Below are 25070 nucleotides of genomic sequence, written 5' to 3'. Positions count from 1 at the left end.
GGAATCGGGAATCGGAAATTGGGAATTGGGAATCGGGAATTGGAAATTGGGAAGAAAGCTGATTATTTATTACCTTGGTCAATAATAATTGACTGTGCTTGGTCGAAAAATGGTTGCAATATAGCGCGGGCTTGCTCGGAAAGCAATTCTTTTAAACGAGTTTGCAGCAGATTGCAAACAGTTGCTTCGATATTGTGAGTTTGGTGGGCTTCGACTATGCCGGAAAGCCAGTCTACAAGGCGCTGTTCTAGAAAATTTTGATCGTTCAGCAGCATAGCCATAGCGCAGTACCGCAAGACTAAAACCCAGTGTTTGAGCGATCGTTCTAAGGTTTCTTGTTTTTCGTCGGGTAATGTTTCTTGTAGTTTGTTGGCTACTGGTTGGAAGATGCTTGCTTCCTTCTCTCGCAAAAATTCGTAAATTTTTAAGCGCTGGACAAGGGTTACAGCTTGACGCTTAAAAGCCATGAGTTCTTCGCCTTTTAAAAAGCGGTTTTCTGCCTGATCCAGCAGCGCCTCAATCTCAGGGTGCATGATTTTAATTAAGTGGTAATCGGTAATTGATAAAAGGAAGGAAATTCGGCAACGAGCAATGTACGGGATTTAACGGATTTAACTAATTGATTTTGAGGGATGAGGAAAGAGGGGTGAGGGAAGATGGAGGAGGGATTGCCCTATTTTTTATTTTCCAGTCCGTACAGAGATTAAAACAGGTCAAATAGGTCATCAATGGTGACTTCTGCTTGTTCAGAAATAGAAATTACTGGCACGGGTGGCGGTAGGGGTAGGGCACCTACTTCCGGAATCCCTTCCCAAGAAATAGCTTGAAAAAAGTCTGCTACTGGCTGGGTTAAACTCAGAAGTTGACCGGGGGTCGAGCCAGTTGGGGTTTCTAAAGATTTTCCCAGCCAATTATAGTGACCAAAGAATTCTTGGACAGATTGGTCCAACCATGAAGTTTGACTTTTCATCTTTCTTCCTGCCTGGAGAAATCCACCATCGCACTTTCAATCGCGAAATTGGTGGGAGGAAAGGCAGGGCAGGGGATGTGCCTTTCCAGGTTGTTTACCGCAATATTTCACCGTGTTGCAGTCGATTTTGAATATCGCGGGCGTTGGCACCTTCGTTGAGCCAGAATGCTGCTGCATCAATTTTATCTGGGTTGCCAAGCAGGAACTTGCAATAGGTTTCTCCCATTGAGTAACATTGGAGTTCTATGCAGCTCAGAGGCTTTTTGACTAGAGAGCCGAAAAAACCGGCGAACAAACCAGCGTATAGGTGACAAACCGGTTTGCCTACGTCTCCCAACGTGCGAGCAACTGCTGAGTCAAAGAGGTTGATGAAGATGCAGCCGTGTTTGCGATCGCTCATGTCCACTTCCCAGCGACCCCAACCTTGAGCCGTGAAAGGCCACCACCAAGTTTCTAGCAGAAACATGAGATTTGACTGGCGAATGTTCTGGCTGTATTCGGCACTAAACCATTTTTGAAAAAATTCGGAATCTTGGAGTCCCCACTGGCAACCAATAGTATACATGATGACAGAGGACGCGGGGCCGACTTCTTCTTCAAGCCCCTCCACCAAACCGATAATGAAGTCTTCGCTGGTAAAAATGTTGCGCGACTGATTCCAGTCGTCAATTGTACCCATCTGGCGATCGAAGGCAAAAAAATCCTGAAACCTATAGTGGCTGTGAGTTTTAGGATGCTTTTGCTTCAGTAGCGATTCGCTGTGGGTGGAGATTTCTTTTTTAGCGGTAGAGACCATTGGCGGGTTATTCCTTTTTGGTGTAGTTTGGTGAAAATTAGAGTCAAATAGACTGGCCTGTGTATCCAATTTAACTTTATTTTTCTAAAGGCAGGCACAGGGTATAATTTTTCACTGCAATATAAAAATTAAAAATTCTAGGATGCTAAATTTGGGGGCTTGTTGGGAGTTCTGCCTTCGGACAACTGCTCTCTGAGTGCTGACGGAAGTGGGTATAACCTTAAACGGCTATGTGTTATCGTTTTGTGCAAGCTGTCCACTATATATATAGGGCATATGGGGATGAAAAATCACGCTTGTATTGCAATAGGCATCAATCAATATCAGTTACTCCAGCCTTTGAGTTATGCCCAAGAGGATGCAGAGGCTCTGTACGGTTTTTTGACTGAGGAGGCGGGTTTTGCGTCGGATGGATGTCTGCTGATGACCGATAGCTCGCCGTCGCTGTGGGGTCAATCTACATATCCAAATCGGGAAAATATTCTGAGATTGACCCAAAGCCTCTGCGCGGAACATGTGCAACAGGGAGATTTACTCTGGTGTTTTTTTAGCGGCTACGGTGTCAGCTATGAAGGTAAGGATTATTTGATGCCTGTTGACGGCAATCCGGCTGACATTCAGGGTACGGGGATTCCGGTAGAGTTGCTGTTGAATACTCTGAAAAACGCTCCTACGGAAACGGTATTGGTGCTGGTTGATATGAACCGCAGCCAGATTGTGAAAGCGGGGGAAACGATCGGCTCTCAAACGGTCGAGCTGGCGCGGGCACTGGAAATCCCAACGGTGCTTTCTTGCCGCCCGAATCAAGTTTCGCGGGAAACTTCGGCTTTGCGTCAGGGGTTTTTTACGACGGCGCTTTTGGAGGGGCTACGATCGGGACAGTGCATGACCATTAAGGGTTTAGACCGTTTTTTGAGCGAGCGACTGCCGGAGCTGTGTGACCACCATTTGCGTCCGAAACAAGAACCTTTGATGGTTGTGAATCCTCCGGGGAAGGCTAATTTGGTGATTTTGCCGGATGCTTCAGGGGTACCAACTTCTGCGTTGGCCGGACGCAACGGCAATATGACGGTTGGTACGGCTGATGGGTTCGATCGCCCGCAAATGGCGACAGCTACGGCTCGAATAGATCTGCCTCCGGCAGTTCGCAATGCTCAGGATTTGCCGGTTGAGAAGCCGCCTGTGTCGCAGCCAAATGCTGTGGCCCCTGCCGATCGGGGGGGCGATCGACCGAACTTGCAAAAGCCGGAGGATGAGCATAACGGGGGGTCGGATAAGTCATTTTTGCAGCAGCTAGTTTTATGGAGTTCAGCTACGGCTTTGGTGTTGCTGTTGGGTGTTTTTGTGACGAACAAATCAATTTTTGTTGGTCAGCAAGAAGGAGATCCTCGATCGCCTGCTAAAAATGCCCAAAACTCTGGATCTCAAAAATTTACTGGTACTGGGGGCTCGCAGAACCAACCGCGGGCGGTGCAAGCGGGGACTGGAACCAAGCAGCCACCATCGAGCCAGCAGGTGTGGGCTGAGGCGAAAACTTTCCTCAAGGATGGTTCGGCTTCTAGTTTTAATAAAGCAGTGGTTAAGGCTCGAACGATTCCGGCTAGCGATCCGCTCTACCCGCAGGCTCAGCAGGATATTGAGCGCTGGAGTTTGACAATTTTGGATATAGCTAACGGGCGCGCTGCTCGGGGCGACTTCCAGGGGGCGATCGGGGCGGCTAAATTGATGCCTGATGTCAATCAGCCTGTTTACAATCAGTCGAAACAGGCGATCGCTCAGTGGGAGGAGCTATCCAAAGACCAGGATGTAAATATTGCTTTGCTATCGGCTGCTAAGGGTCAAATTAAGCGGGGGGTTGCCTCTTCTTACAGTAAAGGCATCCAGCAAGCTAATAAAATTCCACCCGGTCAGCCGAAGTATGAAGAAGCTCAACAGTTAATTGGAGAATGGAGCGAAAGTATTCTCAAAATTGCTCAGTTGCGCGGTTCTCAAGGAAAGCTTAAAGAGGCAGTTGAAGCTGCTTCGCTGGTGCCGTCGGGTACTCAGAGTTATCAGCCTGCTCAGAAAGAGATCGCCAATTGGAAAACTAAGCTCCAACGCCAGAAAAAAGGTTGATTTAGTTGATAATTTCTCGGTTTCTCGCCGGGAAATTATCTTAGCGACTGGCCGAAATAGGTCGATAGGTCGCTCGATACCTCTTGATACTGCAAAAATAGATCTACACATCGATAATTTAAAACCAATAATTTTATTAAGCATTGCCCCTCCGCAACTTCTGTGCGAGGGTATTTTATATGCTGCCTGGTCGGTTCGTTTTTGTAGAGTGAAAGATATCTTATGGGCTGGTTAATTGGGGTTGCGTAATAGCGGGATGATTTTAATTTTTTTTTATGGGATGGGTTCTCGTATTCCGAAGGCGTGTATTTTCACAGCAGGTGGGAGGCCTAACCCCTACTCCCCACAATAATCCTCAAATGGTGTAACGTCCGTTAATTAATATCTTTAATACACGTGCAGAGTTCCCTAAACCGACGCTTCCAACTTCAAAAACCATTTTTTTTTAACAATAAAGATGGCTGTAAAGATATTTATTTGAAAAGATAAGTCGCTCGATAAGTCGTAAATGAGTTAATTTTAATGGGCAATTAAAATAGTTAAATTTTGGATTGTATCAATTAGACTTATTAGCTTAATATAGAGTTAATCATTACTTTAATAACTAGCAAATTGGGCAAGATTGAATGGCTATCAAGCGCCACTGGCAAAGGCAAAATCGCCTTAAATAATAGGGTATGCAGAGTGAATTTGTTTTACCCCTCTTGGTGGGCTATTAGGAGCGGTCAAGGGGTGGAAGACTGTTTAAACTTGTGCTGTTTTTAAATTCTTAGCAGTGAGCGATATGTTATGAATTATACAAAATGAGCAGTTATTGGCAATTCTAGCGAACGAGCGATCGCCCCTAAGGAATTCAGGAATACAGATTCACCGCCAGACATCACAAAATACCTGGATTGGCAAGCTGCGAGTCTTCCTTTCCCCGGACATCGCTAAGCTGCCTTAATTAACACAAATAAGGGGTTTGCAAGAAAATCCAAAAAATATATCCTTGAGAAACAAGAATAAAAACTTACTCGCTTATTGTAGCCCCGGTAACAACACGTATGCCTGAAGTTATAGCCCCAGCCAAGCCTACGGGACGATCTAAATCAATAGGGTGATGTGGCAGTGTCCGGGTGTTAAGAGGGGCGCTCGAAGAGGAATGTTCCCCGAGCGATCGCTTCCCAATCGGGGAGGGTAAAACCTAGGAAGGCAAGGAGTTGGAGACAATGCTGAACTTTTTGAGTTCCGGAGAGTAGCGTTAGCACTAAACTCTGCCGTATTGTGGAAATTGAGCCAAATTTGTAACAGTTCTTAACTATAAATAATTGTGCCAAAACTGCTAGCATAGTGACACTTTTGCTAGCAAAAACAGATAAAGTAAATAAAGTTGGCTAGCTCTAGACGCCCCGATCCCCATCCTGGGGATGTTGAATCAATTTGATTCATAGCAAGTGGTTTTAGAGTTACAATCGGAACCAAAGCATCGCTATTTAACTGAGTTCTTTACTTACTTTTACTTTCAGCTATGAACGTGGATTTTATCAAAGCCCAAGTCAGGTTGCTACAGGGTGCAAGTTCATCGGAGCGAGAAACCCTTATTAAAAACATCGGCGTCTGTGCTGGCGTGATCCGACCGGGAGAGTATGTGACTCCGCAACGCAAGCACGCCATCACTCTGTGGCTGCAAACAAATGCGGTTCGCCTCCGGCTTCCCCAACTTCCTCTGGACTTATCCGGCCAAAAGCCTTAACAGGGAAGTAATCAAGAGGTAGCGGCAGAATCAAAGAAATTAGTCAATCTTACCTAAAAGTGCTTTTTTATTGAGCTGTACAGGATCAATGAAACACGATTAAGATTGAAAAAATGTTTGTAGGGAAAGTTGGGCTCGAAAACACGCCTGTGGACAAGAAGCGGCCGACCGCCTTGGTCGAAGCAGGAAGTGAGCGTCAAACCTGCTCTCACAGTAGATTTGGCTAAGTTTCACAGAACGGATTATTGTGCACAACTATAACCTGGGTTATTTGCTTTTAGATTTGAGATTCACGATTTAGCTCGTATTGGATAAATAGGCTATTTGTGGATCGCCTGAAAAATTATCCTATTCAATAGGTATAACTAATTACAGGGGCAGTCATTGAACTGCCCTTACTTTTGAACCCCGAGGGGGAAATGCTGCAAGTTACCGTAAACGCATCTACTTGCAGATAGAGTTTAGGTAAACTCTCATGTAAGCTGCAGCACCTCTATATTATCTGTTATGTTCGAGATGGGGAGAGGGGGAGAGGATTTGACGAGCTTTAAAAAGGAACTAATATCATCAAACAGAACGAGTTATTACAATTCACTTGCTTTCTAATATATTTTTCCACAAAAATACTGTGAGCAAAAAACAAAAATTTCCTTATTTAGTTGGTTCCCGATGGACTTCACACCAAAAAACTTGGGGGTGGCGACACTTTCAAGTGGTCAACCGAAAAAACGAAGGTAAATGGGTATTTGCAGAAATGGTGGCTGCTTGCGATCCAAGTGTGCGTTTTTGGCTCAACGCCGCACAACTCAAAGACAGATCGCTCTGGCAAGCTGGATGGCAGTCTACGCAAGAATTAGAGGAATTAGAAACAGCAGACTAAAAGACAGCGCTGTGGGGTAGAGTGAGGTAGACAGGGGTAATGACTAATAGCAACAGGGTAAAATAATGAAAAAAAAAGTTGTCTTATTGGTGTGTTTGCTAATTAGTGCTGCATTGGGCGGTGGATTTTCCGAAGTGTCGCTCGCAACCAAGGCGATCGATCGCAGCAATATTCTGTCTGCCGATATTCCAACTCCCGCAGGGGACTTGTCCAACCTAGTCCTGACTTTACAAGACTTGCCCGCAGGTTTTACAGAAATGCCACCTGCGACGATCCAAAAACTGGTCAGCCGTCTCAATAGGTTGAAACCAGGAAGCGTGTTTGCTTATCAGAAGAACGACGATCAACAGTTTCAAATAGTTGGAGGATTTACAACGCCACTGCCCAACCGGATCGATCGAGCTACCTTTGATGCTCAAATCCGTGAAGGGAGTTTTGCACAACAGTTCTCCCAACGTTTAAACAGTGGTAACAACGAATATCAGTTTGCTAATCTTACCGCTTTAACCTTAGAAGACAAGATTGGCGAGGTATCAGGTGGGTGGACAACTCAAGGAAAAATACAAGGTGTAACACTGAATGTCGAAGTTGCGCTGTTTCGACGGGGAAAAATAGGAAGTTGTCTGATGATAATATATCTCGACGGCAGCCAACCCGCTATACCGATTAGCGAAGCAGCGCGCAAATTAGACAGCAGGATGATGGAATTGAAACCAGACTTAACTCAACCGCAATAAGTGGGTACTGCAAGCTGTAAAAAAAATCAGTTTTCTACCGGCAGATGACACTCAGAGTAGTTACACTAAAAAAACTCGTGTATAAATAGCAGATAAACTGGGTTTTTCTGGTATCAGTACCGATGAATATCACCAGAGATTTTAGTAGATGGAACCCGGTTTCTGCCTCCAGGAATTATATAATGTCTGTTGAATTGCCCGTTATAAAATTTTGTCGCCTGGTTGGGGCGGGTTTATAAATATGGTGGATGTGAATTACAGATTGTTGGTGAAACTCGCCCCAACCAGTATTGTGGTTAATTTACCTGACATGATATGACTGAGAAGAAAGAGCTTTGTTTCCAGTAAATTATACCAAAATACCTATGTCTGTGTGTCTTTATCTGCAAAAAGCCTGCAATATTTACAACAAAATCCTCGTTGTCAATCACCATTCGTTCAGGATTGAAGCCGGAGAAATGTTCGGTTTCCTAGGCCCCAAAGGTGCCGAAAAATAGACCACAATTCGGATGCTGGCTACCCTGACTAAGCCCAGCAGCGGTCAAATTTAGGTAGCTGGATATGACGTGATGCGGCAAAGCTTGCAAGTGAAACAGTGCATAAGCGTGTTGCTTCAACAAATCAGTGTTGATAATCAGCTTTCAGTATGGGAAAATATGGAGTTTCACGGGTCGATGCACCACATTCCCAACCAGAAACGGCAACAGTTCATTAAACAGTGGTTGGAATATGTAGAAGTAGCAGAAAGGCGAGATGATTTAGTAAAAAAATTGTGGGGCGAATGAACCAAAGTTTGCAAATTACCCGAGAACTTTGGCAGGAGGCGCAAATCTTATTTTTGGAGGAAACGACGGTACGGTTAGACCCGCAAAGGCGGTGATTGTGGGAAATTATTCGAGATTTGAACAAGCAGGGAATGAAAATGCTGTTGACAACGCATTATATGGATGAAGTGGAGTATTTGTGCGATCGCATCGGCATTATGGACGGCGGCAGGCTAATTAGACTAGGAACGTTGGCCCAACTGCGGCAGGAACATGACCAAGGGTTAGTGATGAAACAAATAGGCGTTCGCTGGAAATATAAGTTTTTTCCTACTCGGGAAGAACCGGATTTTTATCGGGATGGCAAAGATGATAAAAATGGAAGGATGGTTATTCCTTCTAATTGAGAGGATATTTTGGTAGAATAGCTGACGGGCCGACAGTGAGATTGATAAATAGCTAATTGCTAAATTTGATACTCTAACGTGGTAAATTGCCGATTAACAATGCTATTTTTTTAGCAAAATCATCGGAATCCCGGGAAGCAAAAAAAGTTTAACGCTCTACTTCTAGCGGTTAGGGGCGCCATGACGCACCCTATATATAAATTTTATGCGTCCCGGACTGAGATAAAAAAAAATAAAATTGAAATAGTTTGGTTTTGTTCCTCAACCTAACCTACACTATTAATCATTTGTGTAAGGGGAATGTTTCTTACCAATTCTCATTATTCACGACAAGGAAGTTAGTGAGATACGGATAGCTGTTGTTTTGCTGATTCCTTCTTCTTTCTTGCTTCCTCCTTATTCTTTCAACGTCCCAATTCCTAATTACTAATTCCCAAATGACTCGCTTAGCCACAACAATAGAAGCCATACTTTACCTAAAAGGTCAGCCAGTGTCGATCGCAGAAATTGCCGAGATTGCCAAATGCGATCGAGCCGAAGCCGAAGACGCCATCATCGAACTCATGTCTGACTCGTCCCACCGCGACAGTGCATTAGAAGTCGTCGAAACCCCCACGGGATACAGCCTGCAACTCAGAGAAGAGTTTGCCAGTTTAATGCAAACTTTAATACCTCCAGAATTAGGTGTTGGAGCTTTGCGGACGCTGGCTGCGATCGCCCTCAAAGGTGGCATCGCTCAGCCAGATTTAGTTAACTTGCGAGGTTCAGGAGCTTACCAACAAGTGCAGGAACTTGTAGAAATGGGTTTCGTCCGCAAACGGCGGCCTGCTGAGGGGCGGTCATATTGGTTACAAGTTACCGAGAAATTTCATCGGTACTTTCAAGTAGACCAACTGCCAAAACAATTGCAAATTGACTTTCAGGCAAATTTGTACCCAAGCAATGACGAGTAGTTTGAAGTAGAATGTAACCAGCCAGAAATTAAGAATCGCCAAATGGTTTTTCACCCTGACTTTGACACATCCAATGCCCAACAAACGGCAGTCAATCCACTGCTGAAGTACCTCCAACACCAATCCCCGGAGGTTCTAGCCCGAGTCGCCAAGTCCGTCAGCCCCGACATCAGAGAAATTATCTCTCATAACGTTCAAGGACTTGTCGGGGTTTTGCCTTCAGAAAATTTTAACGTCGAAATTACCACTGACCGCGAAAACTTAGCAGGTTTGCTAGCTTCAGCGATGATGACAGGCTATTTTTTGAGGCAAATGGAGCAGAGGATGCACCTAGAAGAAAATTTAGCAAGCACCAGCTCGATTCAACCCAACTCGCCCAAAGACAAGTAAAAAGATCAACGGGTTGGGGAAGCCAGAAAGATGAAAGTTGTTCAGAAAAACCCATAATCCTGAATCATGGAGGCACAGGGAATTAAGAAACCGGGCTGTTAACCGGGTATCCCTCGCCCTACACTGAGGATTTTGGTGAAAAAACCCGGTTGCTGCATCCAGGACTATAAAGTATCAGATTTATCTTTCATCCTCGACCGTTTGCCACTAATAGCAGTTTCCCAAAAGAAAGCAACGGTAGGTAAGCTCCAAATCCTTATCCCGTAAGTCATTCCCACTTCTGTAATCGAAAATCTCAAATCGTATTACCCACCGGCGGAGCTACCCGATAGGGGAAAAGCACCCGGACGTACTTTTATATTCTGAACTTGACCTAAACGGTTAATTTCCAGTTCGAGTTCTTTGCCTACAACAGTGTTTTCCACCCGTTCTTGCACGTCCCCGGGAGTGTTGACTGCAATTCCGTCAACTTTTTGAATGACATCTCCGGCGCGCAAGTCGGCTTTTTGAGCTGGGGAATTTTCTACGACTCGCGTCACGGCTACGCCTTGATCGAGGGTAATTTTATTATTATCGAGCTGTTTGTTGAGTTCTGCCTTGGTGGCTGCCGTTAAGCTGACCATTTGAATGCCGAGATAGGGATGTTCGGCTTTACCTTTGGCAAATAACTGATCGGAAACTCGTTTGGCGGTTTCGATCGGAATTGCAAATCCCAAGCCCTGAGCGTCCGCGCGGATAGCGGTATTGATGCCAATTACTTCGCCTTGGTCATTGAGTAGCGGCCCGCCAGAATTGCCGGGGTTGATGGCGGCGTCGGTTTGGATGAAGCGGACTCGCTTGTCGGGGATGCCGACTTGCGAACTCGATCGACCCGTAGCGCTGATAATGCCCACAGTCACGGTATTGTCGAGACCTAAAGGATTGCCGATCGCGATCGCCCACTGTCCCGGTACAATATTGTCCGATCGACCCAAAGCCACCTGCGGCAGTTCCTTAGCATTAATCTTAACCACAGCGACATCCGTCAGCGGATCTACTCCCTGCACCTTACCCTCAAACTCGCGGCCGTCTTTGAGCGTCACCTTGACAGTATCCGTCCCGGAGACAACGTGAGCATTAGTAACGATGCGGCCGTCAGAAGTGAGAATAAACCCGGAACCCGTACCTCTCTTGACTCGTTCTTCCGGCTGCGGCAAATTTTCCCCAAAAAACCGACGAAACAAAGGATTTTTGAAAGCTTCCGGCACTTGATTCGCCACCTTGCTTGAGGCGTCAATCCGCACTACAGCCGGGCCAACTTTTTCGGCTGCTTCAGCAATAAAATTGGGATTGCTGCGATCTACCGCCCGATTTTCCTGAACCGGAGGAGACGCATAGGGGGGGATTTGCTGGCGCACTACTGGCAAAACCAATCCGGTTTCCAGAGTGTTTGAGCCTTGCAGATAGCGATTGCCCAACCATCCCAGGCCTCCCCCGATCGACAGCAAAGTCACATAAAGGGTCGTTTGCTTAAAAGATAAACTCATTTAATAACTCCCGTTAAATACTTCATCCCCGCAGACAGGTTCCGAATCAAGCATTTTTGTCTTGACGACGGGAAGGAAGCGGGGCGGGGCGTACCGCTTCCTCAAGAACATACCTGTTAACAGGCAGGCGCTGATGGGCATCACAAGCAATTTTTGCCTGATTTCCCAAGAGCGACCAAAACTAATAATTCTCATCCTAACTTGGCTTAGCCTGGGATTTACAGTCTGGGGGGTGGCTAGAGCTTTCAAATATGCCGTTTCACTCGACTCAGAAATTGTCAATTGTCCGAAATGAATACTTTCTTCTCTATCTAATGACTTTGAAACGTTTATTTCTGCTGATTTCTGCACTACTTTGGTCGATCGCACCCGTTGGGCAAACGGCGGCAAATACCGAGATCCCACCTGCAAATCTTCCCTCAGGTACACCTCTAGAAAACCCCGACCCAGCCCGCGATTGCCCGAGTCCGGCTATGTCTCGATTGCGCCGCCACACTGTGGCCCAGGGCGAAACAATAGAAAGCATCGCGCGGCAATACAATGTGATTCCTGCGGCGCTGATCGGAATAAATCCGACGTTGCGGGGCCCTCAAGTATCTGCTGGAAGTGCGATCGTCATTCCTCCGTACAGTGGCATCGAGGTAGAAGTACCTGCGGGCTGGAATTGGCAAAAACTGGCAGAAGCTTACAAAGTGCCCGCAGATTTGCTATTTGAGGCGAATGGGTGCCGGCCTTTGGGGCAAACCGTGTTTGTACCTGCGGTGAATAGGTCGATCGGGCCTTCTGTAAATCCCGATAAAACGCCATCGGTGCAAAGATTTCCGCTGCCCGCCCCAGCAGTGGAAGCTTTGCGTTACGGGCGGCAATTGCATCCGGCGCGGCGCGAATTTTTTTTCCACAGCGGCGTAGATTTTTTGGCGTCGGAGGGTACGCAGGTTTTGGCGGCGGGCGACGGGACTGTCGCCTTTGCCGGGCCGCAGGGGGATTACGGGAATTTAGTGGTGGTGAACCATCAAGCAGGGAAGCAAACGCGCTACGCTCATTTGAAAGATATTGCCGTAAAAGTCGGTCAAAAAGTGCTGTCTGGAGAAGTTTTGGGAACTGTCGGGACGACGGGAAAACGGGACATTCCGCCATCTCATTTGCATTTTGAAGTTCGGTACAATTCGGGTTTGGGTTGGGTTGCTGAAGACCCGCTGCTTTATTTGCAAGCGACTATTAAAAAATAGGATTGTTAGTGTCAGCGAAATATGAGCGATTTACTCTAGACAAGCTTTAGAAATTACGATGGAGCATAGCACAAGGAGGACAAGTCCACCATATTGAGAGCAGACGGCAACTGTTGGCTGGTTAGTAAGGCAAAAGCTACTGAAAAGCGGTTCTAGCCCGTATTTTCCCGAATTGTACGAAACTGATGAGCACCTAATTGGAGACTATAATCTCTGCGATTCTTTTCGGGATAGATTTAAGCTTCGCTGGCCTCTAATCAAGGGAACCGATACGTAGCACAGCGTTACACAGCATCCCTACACACCTAGCGAAGATTTAGCAATTGGTAGTTATGTATCACCTTGCGGTAACTACTCTGCCAGAGTAACCAAGCTCTAGAATATTCCGAGCTGGAGTAAGGAATTGTATGGCTTAAAAGGCAAGCCCGTGACGAGATTTGAACTCGTGACTTCCTCCTTACCAAGGAGGTACTCTACCACTGAGTTACACGGGCATAAAAAATTAAGAATCTCCAATTAAAAAATTAATTTTTAATTCTTAAATTTTAACTTTTTATTAAATTGAGGTGGGCCGAGCTAGATTTGAACTAGCGTAGGCGTAGCCAGCGGATTTACAGTCCGCCCCCATTAACCGCTCGGGCATCGACCCATTTCCATCACAGTTATAAATCCTAGCACCTGAATCTTTATTTGCAACATTATATTTAAAACTCTAATGATTAAGTAGAGAAACCATAAGTCATTTAGGGCAGACCGGAAAATAGAATACTGTTTCAGGTACGCATTGCTAAGTCTAGGCTTGGTGCCTGCCCTGAGCACGCACCCTAAGTCTAGAGTTAATCCAAATCCCTAATTCACTAATTCTCCGGTTTCTTGCAGGGAGTGCAGGCGGCGGTAAATGCCTTGTTGGTTTAAGAGTTCTTCGTGGCTGCCAATTTCGACGATTCTACCGCCGTCGAGTACGACGATCGTATCGGCTTCGCGAATTGTACTCAGTCTGTGGGCAATAATTATGGTGGTGCGCGTACCGAGGATATTCTGCATGGCTAGCTGGATTGATCGCTCCGACTCATAGTCCAAACTAGAAGTAGCCTCATCAAAAATTAACACATCCGGCTCCACCAACAGCGCCCTCGCAATCCCCAACCGCTGCCGCTGACCGCCGGACAACCGCATTCCTCTCTCCCCGACCACGGTATAGTAACCTTGGGGCAACAGCCGCACAAAATCGTCTACTTTGGCAATGCGACAAGCATCCTCAACTTGCTCGAAAGTTGCATTTCTGTTTCCGTAAGTCAAATTTTCCAGCAAAGTACCGTTAAAAACGTCTACTTCTTGGTGGACAATGGCTAAACGCTGGCGGTAGCGAGTCACGTCTAAGCTGCGAATGTCTTCGCCGTCGATCAGAATGCTGCCGGAGTTCGGTTCAAAGTAGCGAAACAGAAGTTTAACTAAAGTCGATTTTCCGGAACCGGATCGCCCGACTAATGCTACAGTCTGACGGGGATGAATCAATAAATTCACATCCTGCAAAACGGGTTTTTGACTGTCGTACCCGAATGTCAAACCGCTGAATTCAACTTTGCCGGTAAATTTATAAGGCGACGCCGATCGAGCATTTTCTGCTAAATTAACCGCATCAACACCGTCTGGCGTTTGCATAAACTCGTGGAACCGGATCATTGAAGAATAGCGCCGCGCCAATAATTCGGCGATAATGCTAATCGGACGCAGTTGGGAATATGCCATGCTTGCTAGGGTGTAGACGGTAACAAAATATCCGAGGGAAATTTTGCCTGCAACCGTGGCGGCTAGGCTAAAACCGAGAACTGAAAACAAACACAACTGGACGATCGTCTGCTGGTATGCCCCCAAGGTGACGTATCCTTTGTGAATGCGGTGGATCACGACTTTTAATTCGCGATCGAGTCTGGTGGTTTGCCTTTTGAGTTCATCGCTTTCTGTCGCAAAAGCTTTGACTGTTTTGATGTTGGTGATAATTTCCGAGTTGCGGCTTTCGGTATCTTCGATGTATTCATCCAGAATTTCTTCCCGCGCAGTCACCCCTTGCAAGCCTTTTAAGGTGAAACTGAGGATAAATAGGAATGAAACCAAAATTAATAAGCCAATCCGCCACTCAATTAAGCAGATAACGGCAAAAATGCCGATTAAGCGCACGACTTCGGGGATGAATTCGCCGGCAATTTCTGGGTAAGTCCAAGTATGGTTGGCGATGCCTTTGGCGATGCGGCTGGCAATCCGTCCGGCGTTGTTTTCGTCGTAGAATTCTAGGGGTAAGGTGAGGATTTTGCCGATCGCGCCTCTCATTCGATCGCGCCTCGCCCTCAATGGTATCGCCCAGTGGAACCAATTTGCCACCCAAGGCTGTATGGGTGCTTTGGCGACTGTTACCAGAAAAATTATACCCAGCAAGATGGATAGCGATAATATTTTGCTGGGTGAGTGCTGGGTAACAGAGGCGATCGCTGTTATGAGTTTTTGCGTTACTGTATCTGTAGGTTGACCCGACAATACGTTTAATATTTGACCGATCGCGTAGGGAACAAGCAAATCGGCTAGCGCCAAAACGCTCGATGCGCCTATGCTGTAAACTGATATTTTCCAGTAGCGACTGTAGTATTGGAAAATGTCCTGAAAGCTTGCCATAAATTTTTGTTGAGATACAACCCTTGCAAACACTTGCATCTAAAACTGCGCTCTCGGCGCGCCTTGTTTACAACTGTACTACAAAAGTAGTGGAACGGGCAGTCATCTGGGATCATGCTAGTGACTCGCCCGATCGGGTGATTTATGGCAATCATTCGATCGTCAGCAATCGATCCGCATTCCTAGGCAATAAATTCAAGACGAAGGGCAAAAAAATGCAAAAGACAGAATTTTTCTTAAATTCTGCCTTCTGAGCAAGACCTTATAAGTTTTACGTTTGAGTAGTCTGTTAGCTGAGGGTGTAGGCTGATTGCAGCGCCCACCAGATCAAGAAGCCTATTCCGCCGGCAATGACAATCGCCGAAATGGCGATCGCTATAGGACTGTCAGCTCCCTTGAACTTCATGATTCCGCGATTTAAATCTGACATGACAGTGTTCTCCCACAATTCCAGCTTGATTGTAGCTTTGCCGTCGGCCGATGGCGCTCAAATTTCACGGCAATTACTGATTTGGTTAATGATCTGGCTGCTGAAATTTCAGTTGGGGATAGGCTTTGGGGGTTTTTACTGGGTTTCTGAAAAAAACTTACTAAAAAGACTTGACAAATTTCGAGAATTGAGACAATATTGTTAATACCGCAGGAAATGCGGGTGTAGCTCAGTGGTAGAGCGTCACCTTGCCAAGGTGAATGTCGCGCGTTCGAATCGCGTCACCCGCTTTAGAAGATAAAAACATCAAGGAAAGGGGAAAGTAGAGCGAGAAAGTTTTCGGTATACTCCTAATGATGGTTGAAAATACCTAAGTTAGTGGTAAGATTGAATGCAGAACTTGCAAGTCAAAATTGCCGGTCGGACATATCTCGGAACAGGCAGTTGAAAGCCTCGGTAGGGCGGAATTGACAAGTTTGATTAACTGGATATGTTAACGATTATTTTTGCAAAAACGCTTTTTTTATCTGATCGCTAGTGCCATCTCAAAAAGTTCCAAAGATTGACTTAAATGATGAGTACCCCTGTCCTTGCCGACGCCGGGGTCGTCTAGTGCCTATAACGTTGACAGAAGCCTTTGGATGCAACCGCTGTCAACAAATATTTGTATTGGACGAAAGTGGATACGTGATTGAGCAACTATCAACGAACTATCCTTACAAGCAGGCTTGGCGGTGGACAGGGAACCAGTGGAACAGAGCGCATCCGGGTTTGAAGGCCCATTATTTGCCACTGGCTTTGGGTATGATATTGGTGCCGCTAGTGATTTGGTTGCCCTTGGCGCTGCACTCGCCGGGCCCCAATATTATTCTGTGGGCAATGGTGGCCGTGCTGCTAGCAATGCTGCCGGCGCTGATGGTATGGCTCGCTTACAGGCGTTAGCTAGATGATAATAGAGGATTTTACCCATTCATCAGATGCCGCAAATGTCGCGCGTCGCGCTTATCAAGCTTCTTTGGAGTTGGCTGCGACAAAGAGTGCGGATCGCGCGGCAGGTTTGCAGGCGATGGCGGGCTGGCTGAAACGCCGGCAAAATGACATTTTAGAAGCAAATACTCTGGATCTAGAAGCAAGTCGGGACATGGCGATTCCCGAGTTGATCGTGGAGTGGCTGAAGCTGACGCCGGAACGGATCAAGACAACTGTGCAAATTCTGGAACGGTTGGGGGAAATGCCAGATCCGATCGGTAGGGTGATCAATGCTTCTTATCAGGTCGATCGGTGTCAAGTTTACTGTCAGTCGCTGCCACTGGGGGCGATCGCTCTAATTTACGAGGCGTTTCCCGAGTTGGGGGCGATCGCCGCGGGTTTGTCTCTCAAAAGCGCTAACAGTTTGATTCTTAAAGGTGGCAGCGAAAGCTGGCAAACTAATACAGTAATTGGAGAAGCTTTGGTTTCGGCGCTGGATGAGGTCGGTTTGCCCTCGGGATGTTTGCAGGTACTGCCGCCTGATCGGGGCGCTTCGATCCGAGAATTGGTCACTCAAGACCAATATCTCAATTTAATTATTCCCTACGGCAGGCCAAGTTTGGTGCAGCAGGTGGTGAGGTTGTGCACAGCACCCGTTTTGAGGTCGGCTATGGGAAATTGTTACCTTTATTGGTCACCGACTGGCAGTTTGGAGATGGCAAGGTGGATGATTTTGGACAGCCATCAAAGCGTGCCCGATCCTGTTAATGCGATCGAGAAAGTGCTGATCGATCGCAACCAAAAGCCTTCTTCCTTAGTCAGGCTGTGGAACAGTTTAAAAGAAAAAGGCTTTCAAATTAGCGGTGATGCGGATCTCGTGGCAGATTTCCCCGACTTGAAGCTGGCGGAACCATACGAGTGGACTCAACCTTATTTAAACAAAACCATAGCGTTTAAAGTTGTCGATAGTTTAGAGATTGCGATCGGCTGGATCAACCGCTACAGCAGCGGCCACGCTGACTGCATCGCCACTGAATCTTACTTAGAAAGTCGCCAATTTGCTCTGGATGTTAACAGCGCCTCAACTTTTATTAATGCCTCACCTCGGTTTTGGCGCTATCAAAATCGGGGAGATGCGATATTTTTGGGAATGTCCAACCAAAAAGGTTATCGCCGGGGATTGATCGGGTTAGATACACTGACGACAATCAAAGAAATTGTTCAAGGAAACGGACTTTTTTAATCTTATAGGTTATTTAGAATTGGTTATGGGGATTAAACCCAAGTGAAAAGTGGGAGACTATTATCGATAGGTAAGCCTTTAATAGTTGTTCCAAAAATATTTTTATAGGATACAATAAGATCTGGGTAGAACAATCAGGCAGCCTTGATATAAAGCAATTTGATCACAAGCTCCCGGATAGCCGCAGTGGAGACCGATAAAATCTCCGCATCCTAACAATAAGCCGCCGGATTTATGTGTGGGTTCAATCTCAAATCGGGTACGGGATCTAATTAAATTTAGAAACTTATTAAGTCACATGAAAATACTCTTAGCGATCACATGAAATCCGAAAAATCACTCAATACTGTAGACAAGACTGCAACGCCGACTTTAGGCAAAGAAACGCTAATTCCACACTCAGTATACGCTAAGAAATTGCGCCCACTCCTGCCATCAGAAGCCTTTAAACCCGATTCTAGCAAGTTGGTTATACTGTTCATTAATATGGCCATTTTGCTACTGGGTTGGGGGATTGCCGATTGTCTAGATCAGTGGCCCATCTATCTTCTATGGCTTTATTTACCTTTAGCTTTAATTATGGGTAATAGTATCGTAACTATGGGATTTTTCGCCCATGATTTCATGCACGGTAGCGTCAATAAAAAGTCTCGTATGACTTATCATATAATTAGTTTTCTAGGGTTTGCAATGATGTTTATGCCTTCTACTCAGTGGAAATATGTTCATAACATTGTACATCACAGTCAAACAAATTATCTAGAAGATCCGGATCGCAATTACCTTTACCACCAGCCGAATAGTTGGGGAAAATGGATTCATAATTTCTTTGCGCCAGCGATTGATAATCCATCTTGGTTATTAATAGTAGGACTTCCAGCATCGTGGTTATTTCATCAATTTTGCCACCTCTCGTCGAGCCTATTGTTTAATAATAAAATTGTGGATTATGTGCCCGCTGCATTCACAGTCAGTCAGAAAGATAGATTGAAAATTGCTCTTGAGTTGTTTGCGGTTTTATGCCTGCATTTTAGCATTTTATTCTATTTAGAGTTTCATGCGCTAAAAATCGTTCTTGGGTACTTGCTACCCTTAGCAATCGGTCATACAGTTGCAATGTTTTATATCTACACAAATCACCTGATTTGTCGGATGACGAGTGTTAATGACCCGCTGATTAATAGTCTTTCAATACGGGTTCCCAAAATAGTTGATTTGTTGCATTTCAATTTTTCATATCACACGGAGCATCATATTTTCCCTAGTCTTAACTCAGACTATTACCCTTTGGTTCAAGAGTTGATCCAAATTCACTATCCTGGGCGGATGAATTTACTGGATGCTGGTGAAGCTTGGCAATTGTTAATGAAAACTCCTCGGCATTACAAAGATGAAGTTACGTTAACTGATTATTTAGGGGAAACTTCGGTAAATTGCCCTCTTGATAATTCTGCTGTAACACCTTTGCCATAGCTAAATACACCAGTTACGCTCACAAGTTTCCCCCAGACTACAACTAAAAACCGACGCTAACGACCAATACAGAGTAAGGTGTGTACTGCACACCTTACTTGGAGATATCCTGCTGAATTTTTAATTCTACATACTGATACTATTTAGCACCAACGAAGGCTTGAGAGCAAAATAAGGAATGACTCGTTTTTGATTGTTGGCATCAATCTTTTGTTCTGCCATATTCAAATTTTGCTGGAACTGTCTGGCTAAAAGTTGGATCGGCGTTCCCGCAAAAACTTCATCGAAGCTCATCCGGTAGAGTTCCCGGAAAGATTTATCGTAATAACCCAAACGGTCATACCGATAAGCTGACAAAATAAACAGAATTTGCAGTTGGTCAGCCGCTCGTTTGTACGGAGGAAGTAACCGTAAAATATCCTTTTCCGTAATCACTTCTAGAGTACCCGAGTCAGTAATTCTAGGAATGTCCCGGTAGGCGGCCAAGGGCATATTGGCGGCAAAACTCATGTAGTCATACTGGGGAAAATTGACTGCTGAATGCTGTGGGCCGCAGGTAAAAATTACAGTTGTGACAATTGCAATTAATTGTTCAACTGTGTCAATGTGGTCTGGCATTCCTTTGACTTTACCGCCGTTATCAGACGCTAATTCTTTAGCCCAGGTTTGCAGTTCTATATCCTGCGCGAGCGCGATCTCTGTCGGGTAAAAGAATTTAAGATAGCCCGATACAAAGGTTTCAATCGCATCCCACAGCAGCAATCCATCATCTCGGTAAGGATAGTGAGGCAGTTGATTGGGGTCATCCATTCCCCGATTTTTCAGTTCAGCGGGCAAGGCAAATTCATCGAGACTCCATGTACTGCACGCCTCTCTAGTCAGTTCCATTGTCTCCGCCAAGGTGCCGCCTAGCAATTCATCGACGGGCCCGCCGGGAGCGATCAAGTGAGAACGCGCCAGATCGTTGTTGGTCAACATAAAGCGAAAGTGCGGTTTCAGCAGCAGGCTAAGCGGGTGATTTTTAGCCAACTGTCGGGCGGTGACGATCGCGATTGGTTCCATCACCAGATGAGTTCGACCTAAATGGGAACTCATTTCATGGTGATTAGCATCTGCTACTTGTACGCAGAGTTTCGCATACAGCCAATCGATAGGAGGATCGAATGGGGTATACAGATGGCTACCGGGCTTAGGATCTAGTTGAATGGCAATAGGTGTCATTTCACCGCGATCGCGGATTCCTGTCCACCGCCAAGCGAAAAAAGCCCGTGGTTTCGGCAAGTATTTTCTGCCTTTTTCATAGGTTCCTCCTGCAACTTTCGCAGGCCCGCGATAGTGTTCGTCAGTACCTGTATAATCGGCAATGTAAATGTTTTTGTCCTGTAACTCTTTGCGAAGATCGAATAATGGCTGCAAACAGCAAAGTTGTGCCAGTGTTTCTGCCCGAGGATCGCTCGCATCTAGCAGGCGAAGCACCATTGGATTTGCTCCAGACAGGCGCTGTTCAGCAAAAGAGCGATCGGTTTGGTAAATTTTGGCAACTCCAGGTAGCGGCAGCCAAGTAAAAAAGTCTTCATAGTCTTGGAGTTCGTCGAGAGGATCGAGAAAAGTTCTCGAATCGGCTGCCAGCATATTTGCTGGAAGTTCCGATGTTGCTAATATGCGTTCTGCAAGATACTTACTCGAAAAATTCTCGACTGCGGGCACATCTTTCAATAATGCCAAAGGTGATAAACTCTCATAGTCAAACTGATAAGCTTGTTGCTGACGATTCAAGGAATCTTTGCGCTGTTCTGGGTTCGGGTCGTCTTGAGGAAGAGAAGGTTTCATATTGTCTACCATTGTATAAATCAACTCTCTTTTTGTAGTAAAAGATCGGAGATCATCACTACCGATCGAGGAGGGAATTTAAAAAGTATTGTGCAGGCTCACGCTTGATATAGGTCTTATTCACCGAGCAATAATCTTATTCCGGATTTTTTTAAACTCAGAAAAATTTCTCAAAAGAAGGCAACAGTTCTCGAGCCCCCTAAATCGACATAGAAAGGTTTCATTCTGCGGATAAGTAGCTCGCACTTGAGAACCCCGACTTCTTTGAGATGTCGGGGTTCGGGGTGTTCGGTTTTTTGAGCTTGGTCTACTGATTAGCGGTTATGCACGAACCATTAAATATTGGCCGTTGCCGATATATTCACCATCGCAACTCGCGAAAAGAGTTTCCGCCCAAATCAAGAAAAACCGCCAGATGCGACGAAATTTGCCATAGTCCATGCCGTAGTCTAAATCTTTGACTATTGCCTGAGAATCATCAAAATTTTTCAGCCAATTAACTAAGGTTGTAGAGTAATTGTATCCGTTGAGATACCAGTTTTTTATCGTTTTGAGGTCTTTGTTGTGGCTGGCAACGGCATCGTATTTCCAGATACGACCGTGGGGGAAAATGTATTTGTGGAGGAAAGGGCTGGACATATTGTTGGGAATGCGGACTGTGATAATGTGAATGAAAACTTTGCCGTTATCCTTCAGGAAAGAGGCAAGCTTTTGGAAACCCTTCGTTAAATTGCCTATATGCTCAAAAACTCCGATGGAGAGAATTTTGTCAAATTTGGTCTCGAAGTTGGCGTCGTTCAAATCGCCTTCATATAGGGTAAATCGACCGGAACTGAGGTAGCTTTCGGGGTCTTGCATCTTCTGACGCATATACTCGCATTGGTTGTGGCTGAGGTTAATGCCAGTAAACTGGACATTGGGGAATTTGGAAAGAATGTAATTGGGAACGCAACCCCAACCGCAACCAAAGTCTAAAATGCGATCGCCATCCTGAATGTCTAGCTTCTCAATCACATCATCAATCATCTGCATTTGCGATTGTTCAAGGTTGGCCGCTCCTTTTTCCCACAACCCCATGGTGTATTTAGGATAAATGAGTTTGCCGTCGCCTAACATCGGATTCAGCATTGCTTGAGGCAAGTCGTAGTGAATTTTCATTAAATCCCGGGATCCTTCGGCGGTGCGGTCTGTTTCTGTCAGTACCCATTCGTATGGGGCAAGCAGGGAGGGACAATGCTTAAACAATACGGGCATACAGGTATCAAAAAGCGATCGCAATACAGAATCCGGTACTTCTAAGCCGTTGATGTAAGACTCTGCTACTGCCATTTGCAGCGTGTTAACTGCACTGGTTGCGAGGCGGGTTGCTCCGTAGGCGATCGGACTTTTGGTATGGATATTTCCCACGATGGGAATGTGTTTTTCGATGCTTTGTAGGGCTGTTGATGAAGTCATGGTTATACTGGTTTTAAAGATGCTGCTATTCTATCTCACGAAAATTGGCTGGTGGTTAGAGAGCCAAAAAGCTGAAACTATTGCCAAGTAAGGTTTGCATACCAAAACTCCCAAAATCCTAAAAATATATGGCCGTTGAAGGGGATTTGATAACGGATTTATAGGGGTTTGGGCGATATTAATTTTATTAAGAATTATGTCAGTCCATTTTAGATTTTAGATTTTAGATTTTAGATTAGCTCCACAGCTTGAATGGGGGTATTTTCACGGTGCTATGAAGATTTTAGTGTTCAGTTATACCATTTTAGATTTTAGAATTTAGAATGAATGATGAGCTAAGAGTTGGACTATTGCTTAGAGTTGCTTTCTTTTTTTAAACTGTTGTCATTTGGGGGGTTGAGCTGACACAACGAGAAGCAAATGCCGATCGCGACTTATAGTTAAGGAATCAGGGATACAGAAAAAATACCGAGAAACCGGGTTTCCATACAGGTTCGCTGCAATAAAAGATGTCCGCGAGATTCCTCGCTAATTAGCTAGACGCGCTACATATGCCACAGATTCACTATCTGCCGGACGATCGCACGATCGAGATAGACGACGACGATATAATTCTCGAAGCTTCTCTGCGTGCCGACATTCCCCACACCCACATCTGCGGCGGTAGCGCCCGATGTTCGACTTGCCGGGTATTAATTGTCGAAGGTTTGGAATTTTGTTCTCCCCGCACTTCGCCGGAAGAGGAACTCGCGAAAAAATTGCGTTTAGAACCGGAAATTAGGCTGGCTTGTCAGACGCAGGTTGCGGGCGGCAAGGTGATTTTGCGCCGACTGGCGATCGATTCTGAAGACTTGGAATCATTTAACGACGAAATGGCGGGAAAGTTGATTTCTCCTCCTGTGGGTCAAGAGAAAAAAATTGCGATTTTGTTTGCCGATATTCGAGGATTTACGCCTTTTGCAGAATCGCTGTTGCCCTACGACGTAATCTATGTTTTAAATCGCTATTTCCAAAAAATGGGTTTTGCGATTAACCGGAATGGCGGGATGATTAATAATTATATGGGTGACGGTTTAATGGCCCTGTTTGGGTTGGAAAATCCTGACAAGGCGGCCGAACAAGCGGTAAGGGCTGGGGTGGAAATGCTGGAGGAACTAGAGAAACTCAATCCCTATTTTGAAAATTTGTACCGTCACCAATTGCGGATTGGGATTGGGATTCACTGCGGCTGGGTGGTTGTGGGGAATTTGGGGGCTTTGAAAAATCAGACAGTGACGGCGATCGGCGATGCGGTGAATTTGGCGAGCCGGATTGAAGCTGCGAACAAGCAAGTAGGAACAAGTTTATTGATTTCCGAGGAGACTTATCAGGAAGTGAAAGAATTGGCGATCGTCAATCAGTGCGTATCCGTGCAAATTCCGGGGAAAAGTGGCCAATATCCGCTGTATGAAGTAGTCGGGATGCCGCCGCTGCCCGTGGAAATCGAAGAAGTTGCTGAGGTAAGGGAAGGTTCTATTTGGCAAAGTTTTATCAATAAGTTACTGGCTTTGTATGCTGCGGGGTACAATTGGATTATGAAAATTTGGAGGGAAATTAGAAAACTATAGATCAACTTTTTTGATTTTTGTTATTTCCTCGATAATATGAATATTCCTCAGTCAATAGTTCGCATTTTTCTCAGGCTCCCCAACGGTCAGATCGGCGCACAACTGCGAGATAATATTCCAGGTATTGCTAGTCAAGGAATGCTTTCTACTTTTGGTGGTGGCGTGGACATTGGAGAAAGTCCACAGCAAGCAGCCCTGCGAGAAATGGAGGAAGAAACTTGCCTCACAACCAATTATTACAAAATGGAGTTTATCACAACTTTTACTCACCAACTCACCCAAAATAATATAAAGATTTTACAAAAAAACCACCTTTTTTTGGCAAGAGTTAGCGATTGTGATAAAATAGAAATCAAAGAAGGTGTGGGTTTGGTAGTTTTGAGAAAAGATGTATACTTTGAAAAAGTCAACGCAGGTGAGGGGACTCAAATGGCTTGGAAATTGTTGCAGGAATATTTAAAATAAAAACTTTCACACTACCTTTTCCCGGCGAGGGGACTGAAACTTTAATACAGAACTTCTTGACTATGTTGTCAAATACGAATTCAGATTACGAATCATTATTACAACGAGCGATCGCGATCGCAGCCAAAGCTCATGAGGGGCAGGTTGATAAGGCAGGCAGTCCCTATCTCGATCATCCGCTATTTGTAATGGAAAATGTAAACTCTATAGAGGAGAAAATCGTAGCGGTTCTACATGATGCCGTGGAAGATTCTGAACTTACCCTTGAGCAACTTAGAAGCGAAGGTTTTCCTGAAGTTATAGTATCGGCGATCGCGGCGATTACCAAAATAGAAGGAGAAGCTTATGCAGCTTATTTAGGGCTTGCTGAATAATCGAGTGCATATTGCGTCGCGAAAGGTTTCGAGCGCGCGAGCGAGAATAAAGTGC

General features: G+C 45.4%; 23 protein-coding genes and 3 tRNA genes. 16 read left to right on the top strand and 10 right to left on the bottom strand.

Features of this window, described 5'->3' with window-relative positions:
• Nucleotides 1-62 precede the first annotated feature (62 nt).
• The 3 genes from QUB14_RS23890 to QUB14_RS23880 all read right to left on the bottom strand — a co-directional run bounded on the left by QUB14_RS23890 (nucleotide 63) and on the right by QUB14_RS23880 (nucleotide 1766).
• A complete protein-coding gene (locus QUB14_RS23890) occupies nucleotides 63-533 on the bottom strand; it encodes a phycobilisome protein (RefSeq protein ID WP_333219837.1) in 471 nt (156 codons plus the stop codon).
• Nucleotides 534-703: 170 nt separating this feature from the next.
• Complete coding sequence (locus QUB14_RS23885) at nucleotides 704-970, bottom strand: hypothetical protein (protein ID WP_190736888.1); 267 nt, start codon at nucleotides 968-970, stop codon at nucleotides 704-706.
• A 94-nt stretch (nucleotides 971-1064) separates the two neighbouring features.
• Nucleotides 1065-1766 (bottom strand): V4R domain-containing protein, encoded by a 702-nt coding sequence (locus QUB14_RS23880; protein WP_006635915.1) that lies wholly within the window; start codon nucleotides 1764-1766, stop codon nucleotides 1065-1067.
• A 282-nt stretch (nucleotides 1767-2048) separates the two neighbouring features.
• Between QUB14_RS23880 and QUB14_RS23875 the strand changes: the two genes are divergently transcribed.
• The 8 genes from QUB14_RS23875 to QUB14_RS23840 all read left to right on the top strand — a co-directional run bounded on the left by QUB14_RS23875 (nucleotide 2049) and on the right by QUB14_RS23840 (nucleotide 9747).
• Nucleotides 2049-3881 (top strand): caspase family protein, encoded by a 1833-nt coding sequence (locus tag QUB14_RS23875; RefSeq protein WP_333219841.1) that lies wholly within the window; start codon nucleotides 2049-2051, stop codon nucleotides 3879-3881.
• Nucleotides 3882-5391: 1510 nt separating this feature from the next.
• A complete protein-coding gene (locus tag QUB14_RS23870) occupies nucleotides 5392-5616 on the top strand; it encodes a hypothetical protein (RefSeq protein ID WP_006635912.1) in 225 nt (74 codons plus the stop codon).
• 628 nt (nucleotides 5617-6244) lie between these two features.
• Entirely contained in the window at nucleotides 6245-6496 is a 252-nt protein-coding gene (locus QUB14_RS23865) for a TIGR02450 family Trp-rich protein (RefSeq protein WP_006635910.1), read from the top strand.
• Between the two features lie 65 nt (nucleotides 6497-6561).
• Nucleotides 6562-7233, top strand: coding sequence for a hypothetical protein (locus QUB14_RS23860; RefSeq protein ID WP_333219843.1), 672 nt, complete (start codon nucleotides 6562-6564; stop codon nucleotides 7231-7233).
• Nucleotides 7234-7820: 587 nt separating this feature from the next.
• Nucleotides 7821-8018, top strand: a complete 198-nt coding sequence (locus tag QUB14_RS23855; RefSeq protein WP_333219845.1) for a hypothetical protein — start codon at nucleotides 7821-7823, stop codon at nucleotides 8016-8018.
• A 95-nt stretch (nucleotides 8019-8113) separates the two neighbouring features.
• Entirely contained in the window at nucleotides 8114-8404 is a 291-nt protein-coding gene (locus QUB14_RS23850; protein WP_333219847.1) for a hypothetical protein, read from the top strand.
• A gap of 437 nt (nucleotides 8405-8841) precedes the next feature.
• The gene (gene scpB / locus QUB14_RS23845; RefSeq protein WP_006635908.1) at nucleotides 8842-9357 is read left to right on the top strand and encodes an SMC-Scp complex subunit ScpB; all 516 of its coding nucleotides are present in this window, start codon (nucleotides 8842-8844) and stop codon (nucleotides 9355-9357) included.
• Between the two features lie 42 nt (nucleotides 9358-9399).
• Nucleotides 9400-9747 carry a DUF760 domain-containing protein gene (locus QUB14_RS23840; RefSeq protein ID WP_006635907.1) on the top strand — a complete coding sequence of 116 codons (348 nt, stop codon included), beginning with the start codon at nucleotides 9400-9402 and terminating at the stop codon, nucleotides 9745-9747.
• Between the two features lie 305 nt (nucleotides 9748-10052).
• Here QUB14_RS23840 and QUB14_RS23835 read toward each other — a convergent pair whose 3' ends face one another.
• Both QUB14_RS23835 and QUB14_RS23830 read right to left on the bottom strand, forming a co-directional pair.
• The gene (locus tag QUB14_RS23835; RefSeq protein WP_190663248.1) at nucleotides 10053-11273 is read right to left on the bottom strand and encodes an HhoA/HhoB/HtrA family serine endopeptidase; all 1221 of its coding nucleotides are present in this window, start codon (nucleotides 11271-11273) and stop codon (nucleotides 10053-10055) included.
• Complete coding sequence (locus tag QUB14_RS23830) at nucleotides 11274-11678, bottom strand: hypothetical protein (protein WP_333219850.1); 405 nt, start codon at nucleotides 11676-11678, stop codon at nucleotides 11274-11276.
• A gap of 68 nt (nucleotides 11679-11746) precedes the next feature.
• Between QUB14_RS23830 and QUB14_RS23825 the strand changes: the two genes are divergently transcribed.
• The gene (locus QUB14_RS23825) at nucleotides 11747-12502 is read left to right on the top strand and encodes a M23 family metallopeptidase (protein ID WP_333219852.1); all 756 of its coding nucleotides are present in this window, start codon (nucleotides 11747-11749) and stop codon (nucleotides 12500-12502) included.
• Nucleotides 12503-12924: 422 nt separating this feature from the next.
• Here the strand turns inward: QUB14_RS23825 and QUB14_RS23820 are convergent.
• The 3 genes from QUB14_RS23820 to QUB14_RS23810 all read right to left on the bottom strand — a co-directional run bounded on the left by QUB14_RS23820 (nucleotide 12925) and on the right by QUB14_RS23810 (nucleotide 15169).
• A tRNA-Thr gene (locus QUB14_RS23820) sits at nucleotides 12925-12996 on the bottom strand.
• Nucleotides 12997-13069: 73 nt separating this feature from the next.
• Nucleotides 13070-13151: transfer RNA gene (locus tag QUB14_RS23815), tRNA-Tyr, on the bottom strand.
• Between the two features lie 200 nt (nucleotides 13152-13351).
• A complete protein-coding gene (locus QUB14_RS23810; RefSeq protein WP_333219854.1) occupies nucleotides 13352-15169 on the bottom strand; it encodes an ABC transporter ATP-binding protein in 1818 nt (605 codons plus the stop codon).
• A gap of 648 nt (nucleotides 15170-15817) precedes the next feature.
• Between QUB14_RS23810 and QUB14_RS23805 the strand changes: the two genes are divergently transcribed.
• The 4 genes from QUB14_RS23805 to QUB14_RS23790 all read left to right on the top strand — a co-directional run bounded on the left by QUB14_RS23805 (nucleotide 15818) and on the right by QUB14_RS23790 (nucleotide 19284).
• Nucleotides 15818-15889: transfer RNA gene (locus QUB14_RS23805), tRNA-Gly, on the top strand.
• 247 nt (nucleotides 15890-16136) lie between these two features.
• Nucleotides 16137-16541, top strand: coding sequence for a hypothetical protein (locus tag QUB14_RS23800; RefSeq protein WP_190663244.1), 405 nt, complete (start codon nucleotides 16137-16139; stop codon nucleotides 16539-16541).
• 4 nt (nucleotides 16542-16545) lie between these two features.
• Complete coding sequence (locus QUB14_RS23795; RefSeq protein ID WP_333219856.1) at nucleotides 16546-17811, top strand: glutamate-5-semialdehyde dehydrogenase; 1266 nt, start codon at nucleotides 16546-16548, stop codon at nucleotides 17809-17811.
• A 321-nt stretch (nucleotides 17812-18132) separates the two neighbouring features.
• Complete coding sequence (locus QUB14_RS23790; RefSeq protein ID WP_333219858.1) at nucleotides 18133-19284, top strand: fatty acid desaturase; 1152 nt, start codon at nucleotides 18133-18135, stop codon at nucleotides 19282-19284.
• A 126-nt stretch (nucleotides 19285-19410) separates the two neighbouring features.
• Here the strand turns inward: QUB14_RS23790 and QUB14_RS23785 are convergent, their stop codons facing one another.
• Both QUB14_RS23785 and QUB14_RS23780 read right to left on the bottom strand, forming a co-directional pair.
• Complete coding sequence (locus QUB14_RS23785; protein WP_333219860.1) at nucleotides 19411-21114, bottom strand: lipoxygenase family protein; 1704 nt, start codon at nucleotides 21112-21114, stop codon at nucleotides 19411-19413.
• Nucleotides 21115-21435: 321 nt separating this feature from the next.
• Nucleotides 21436-22569, bottom strand: coding sequence for a class I SAM-dependent methyltransferase (locus QUB14_RS23780; protein ID WP_333219862.1), 1134 nt, complete (start codon nucleotides 22567-22569; stop codon nucleotides 21436-21438).
• Between the two features lie 551 nt (nucleotides 22570-23120).
• On the opposite strand from QUB14_RS23780, the gene QUB14_RS23775 reads away from it, so the two are divergent.
• The 3 genes from QUB14_RS23775 (at nucleotide 23121) to QUB14_RS23765 (ending at nucleotide 25015) form a co-directional block, all read left to right on the top strand.
• Entirely contained in the window at nucleotides 23121-24176 is a 1056-nt protein-coding gene (locus QUB14_RS23775) for an adenylate/guanylate cyclase domain-containing protein (protein WP_333219864.1), read from the top strand.
• A 36-nt stretch (nucleotides 24177-24212) separates the two neighbouring features.
• On the top strand, nucleotides 24213-24641 hold the full coding sequence (locus QUB14_RS23770; RefSeq protein ID WP_333219866.1) for an NUDIX domain-containing protein: 429 nt from the start codon (nucleotides 24213-24215) through the stop codon (nucleotides 24639-24641).
• A gap of 62 nt (nucleotides 24642-24703) precedes the next feature.
• Nucleotides 24704-25015 carry an HD domain-containing protein gene (locus QUB14_RS23765; RefSeq protein ID WP_333219868.1) on the top strand — a complete coding sequence of 104 codons (312 nt, stop codon included), beginning with the start codon at nucleotides 24704-24706 and terminating at the stop codon, nucleotides 25013-25015.
• Nucleotides 25016-25070: the final 55 nt, after the last annotated feature.

Origin of the sequence: Microcoleus sp. B3-D2 (assembly GCF_036705345.1) — a bacterium.
In the GTDB taxonomy this organism is placed as follows: domain Bacteria; phylum Cyanobacteriota; class Cyanobacteriia; order Cyanobacteriales; family Microcoleaceae; genus Microcoleus.
The sequence above is the reverse complement of the archived record's forward strand: the minus strand, read 5'-3'. Positions and strand labels throughout refer to the sequence as shown.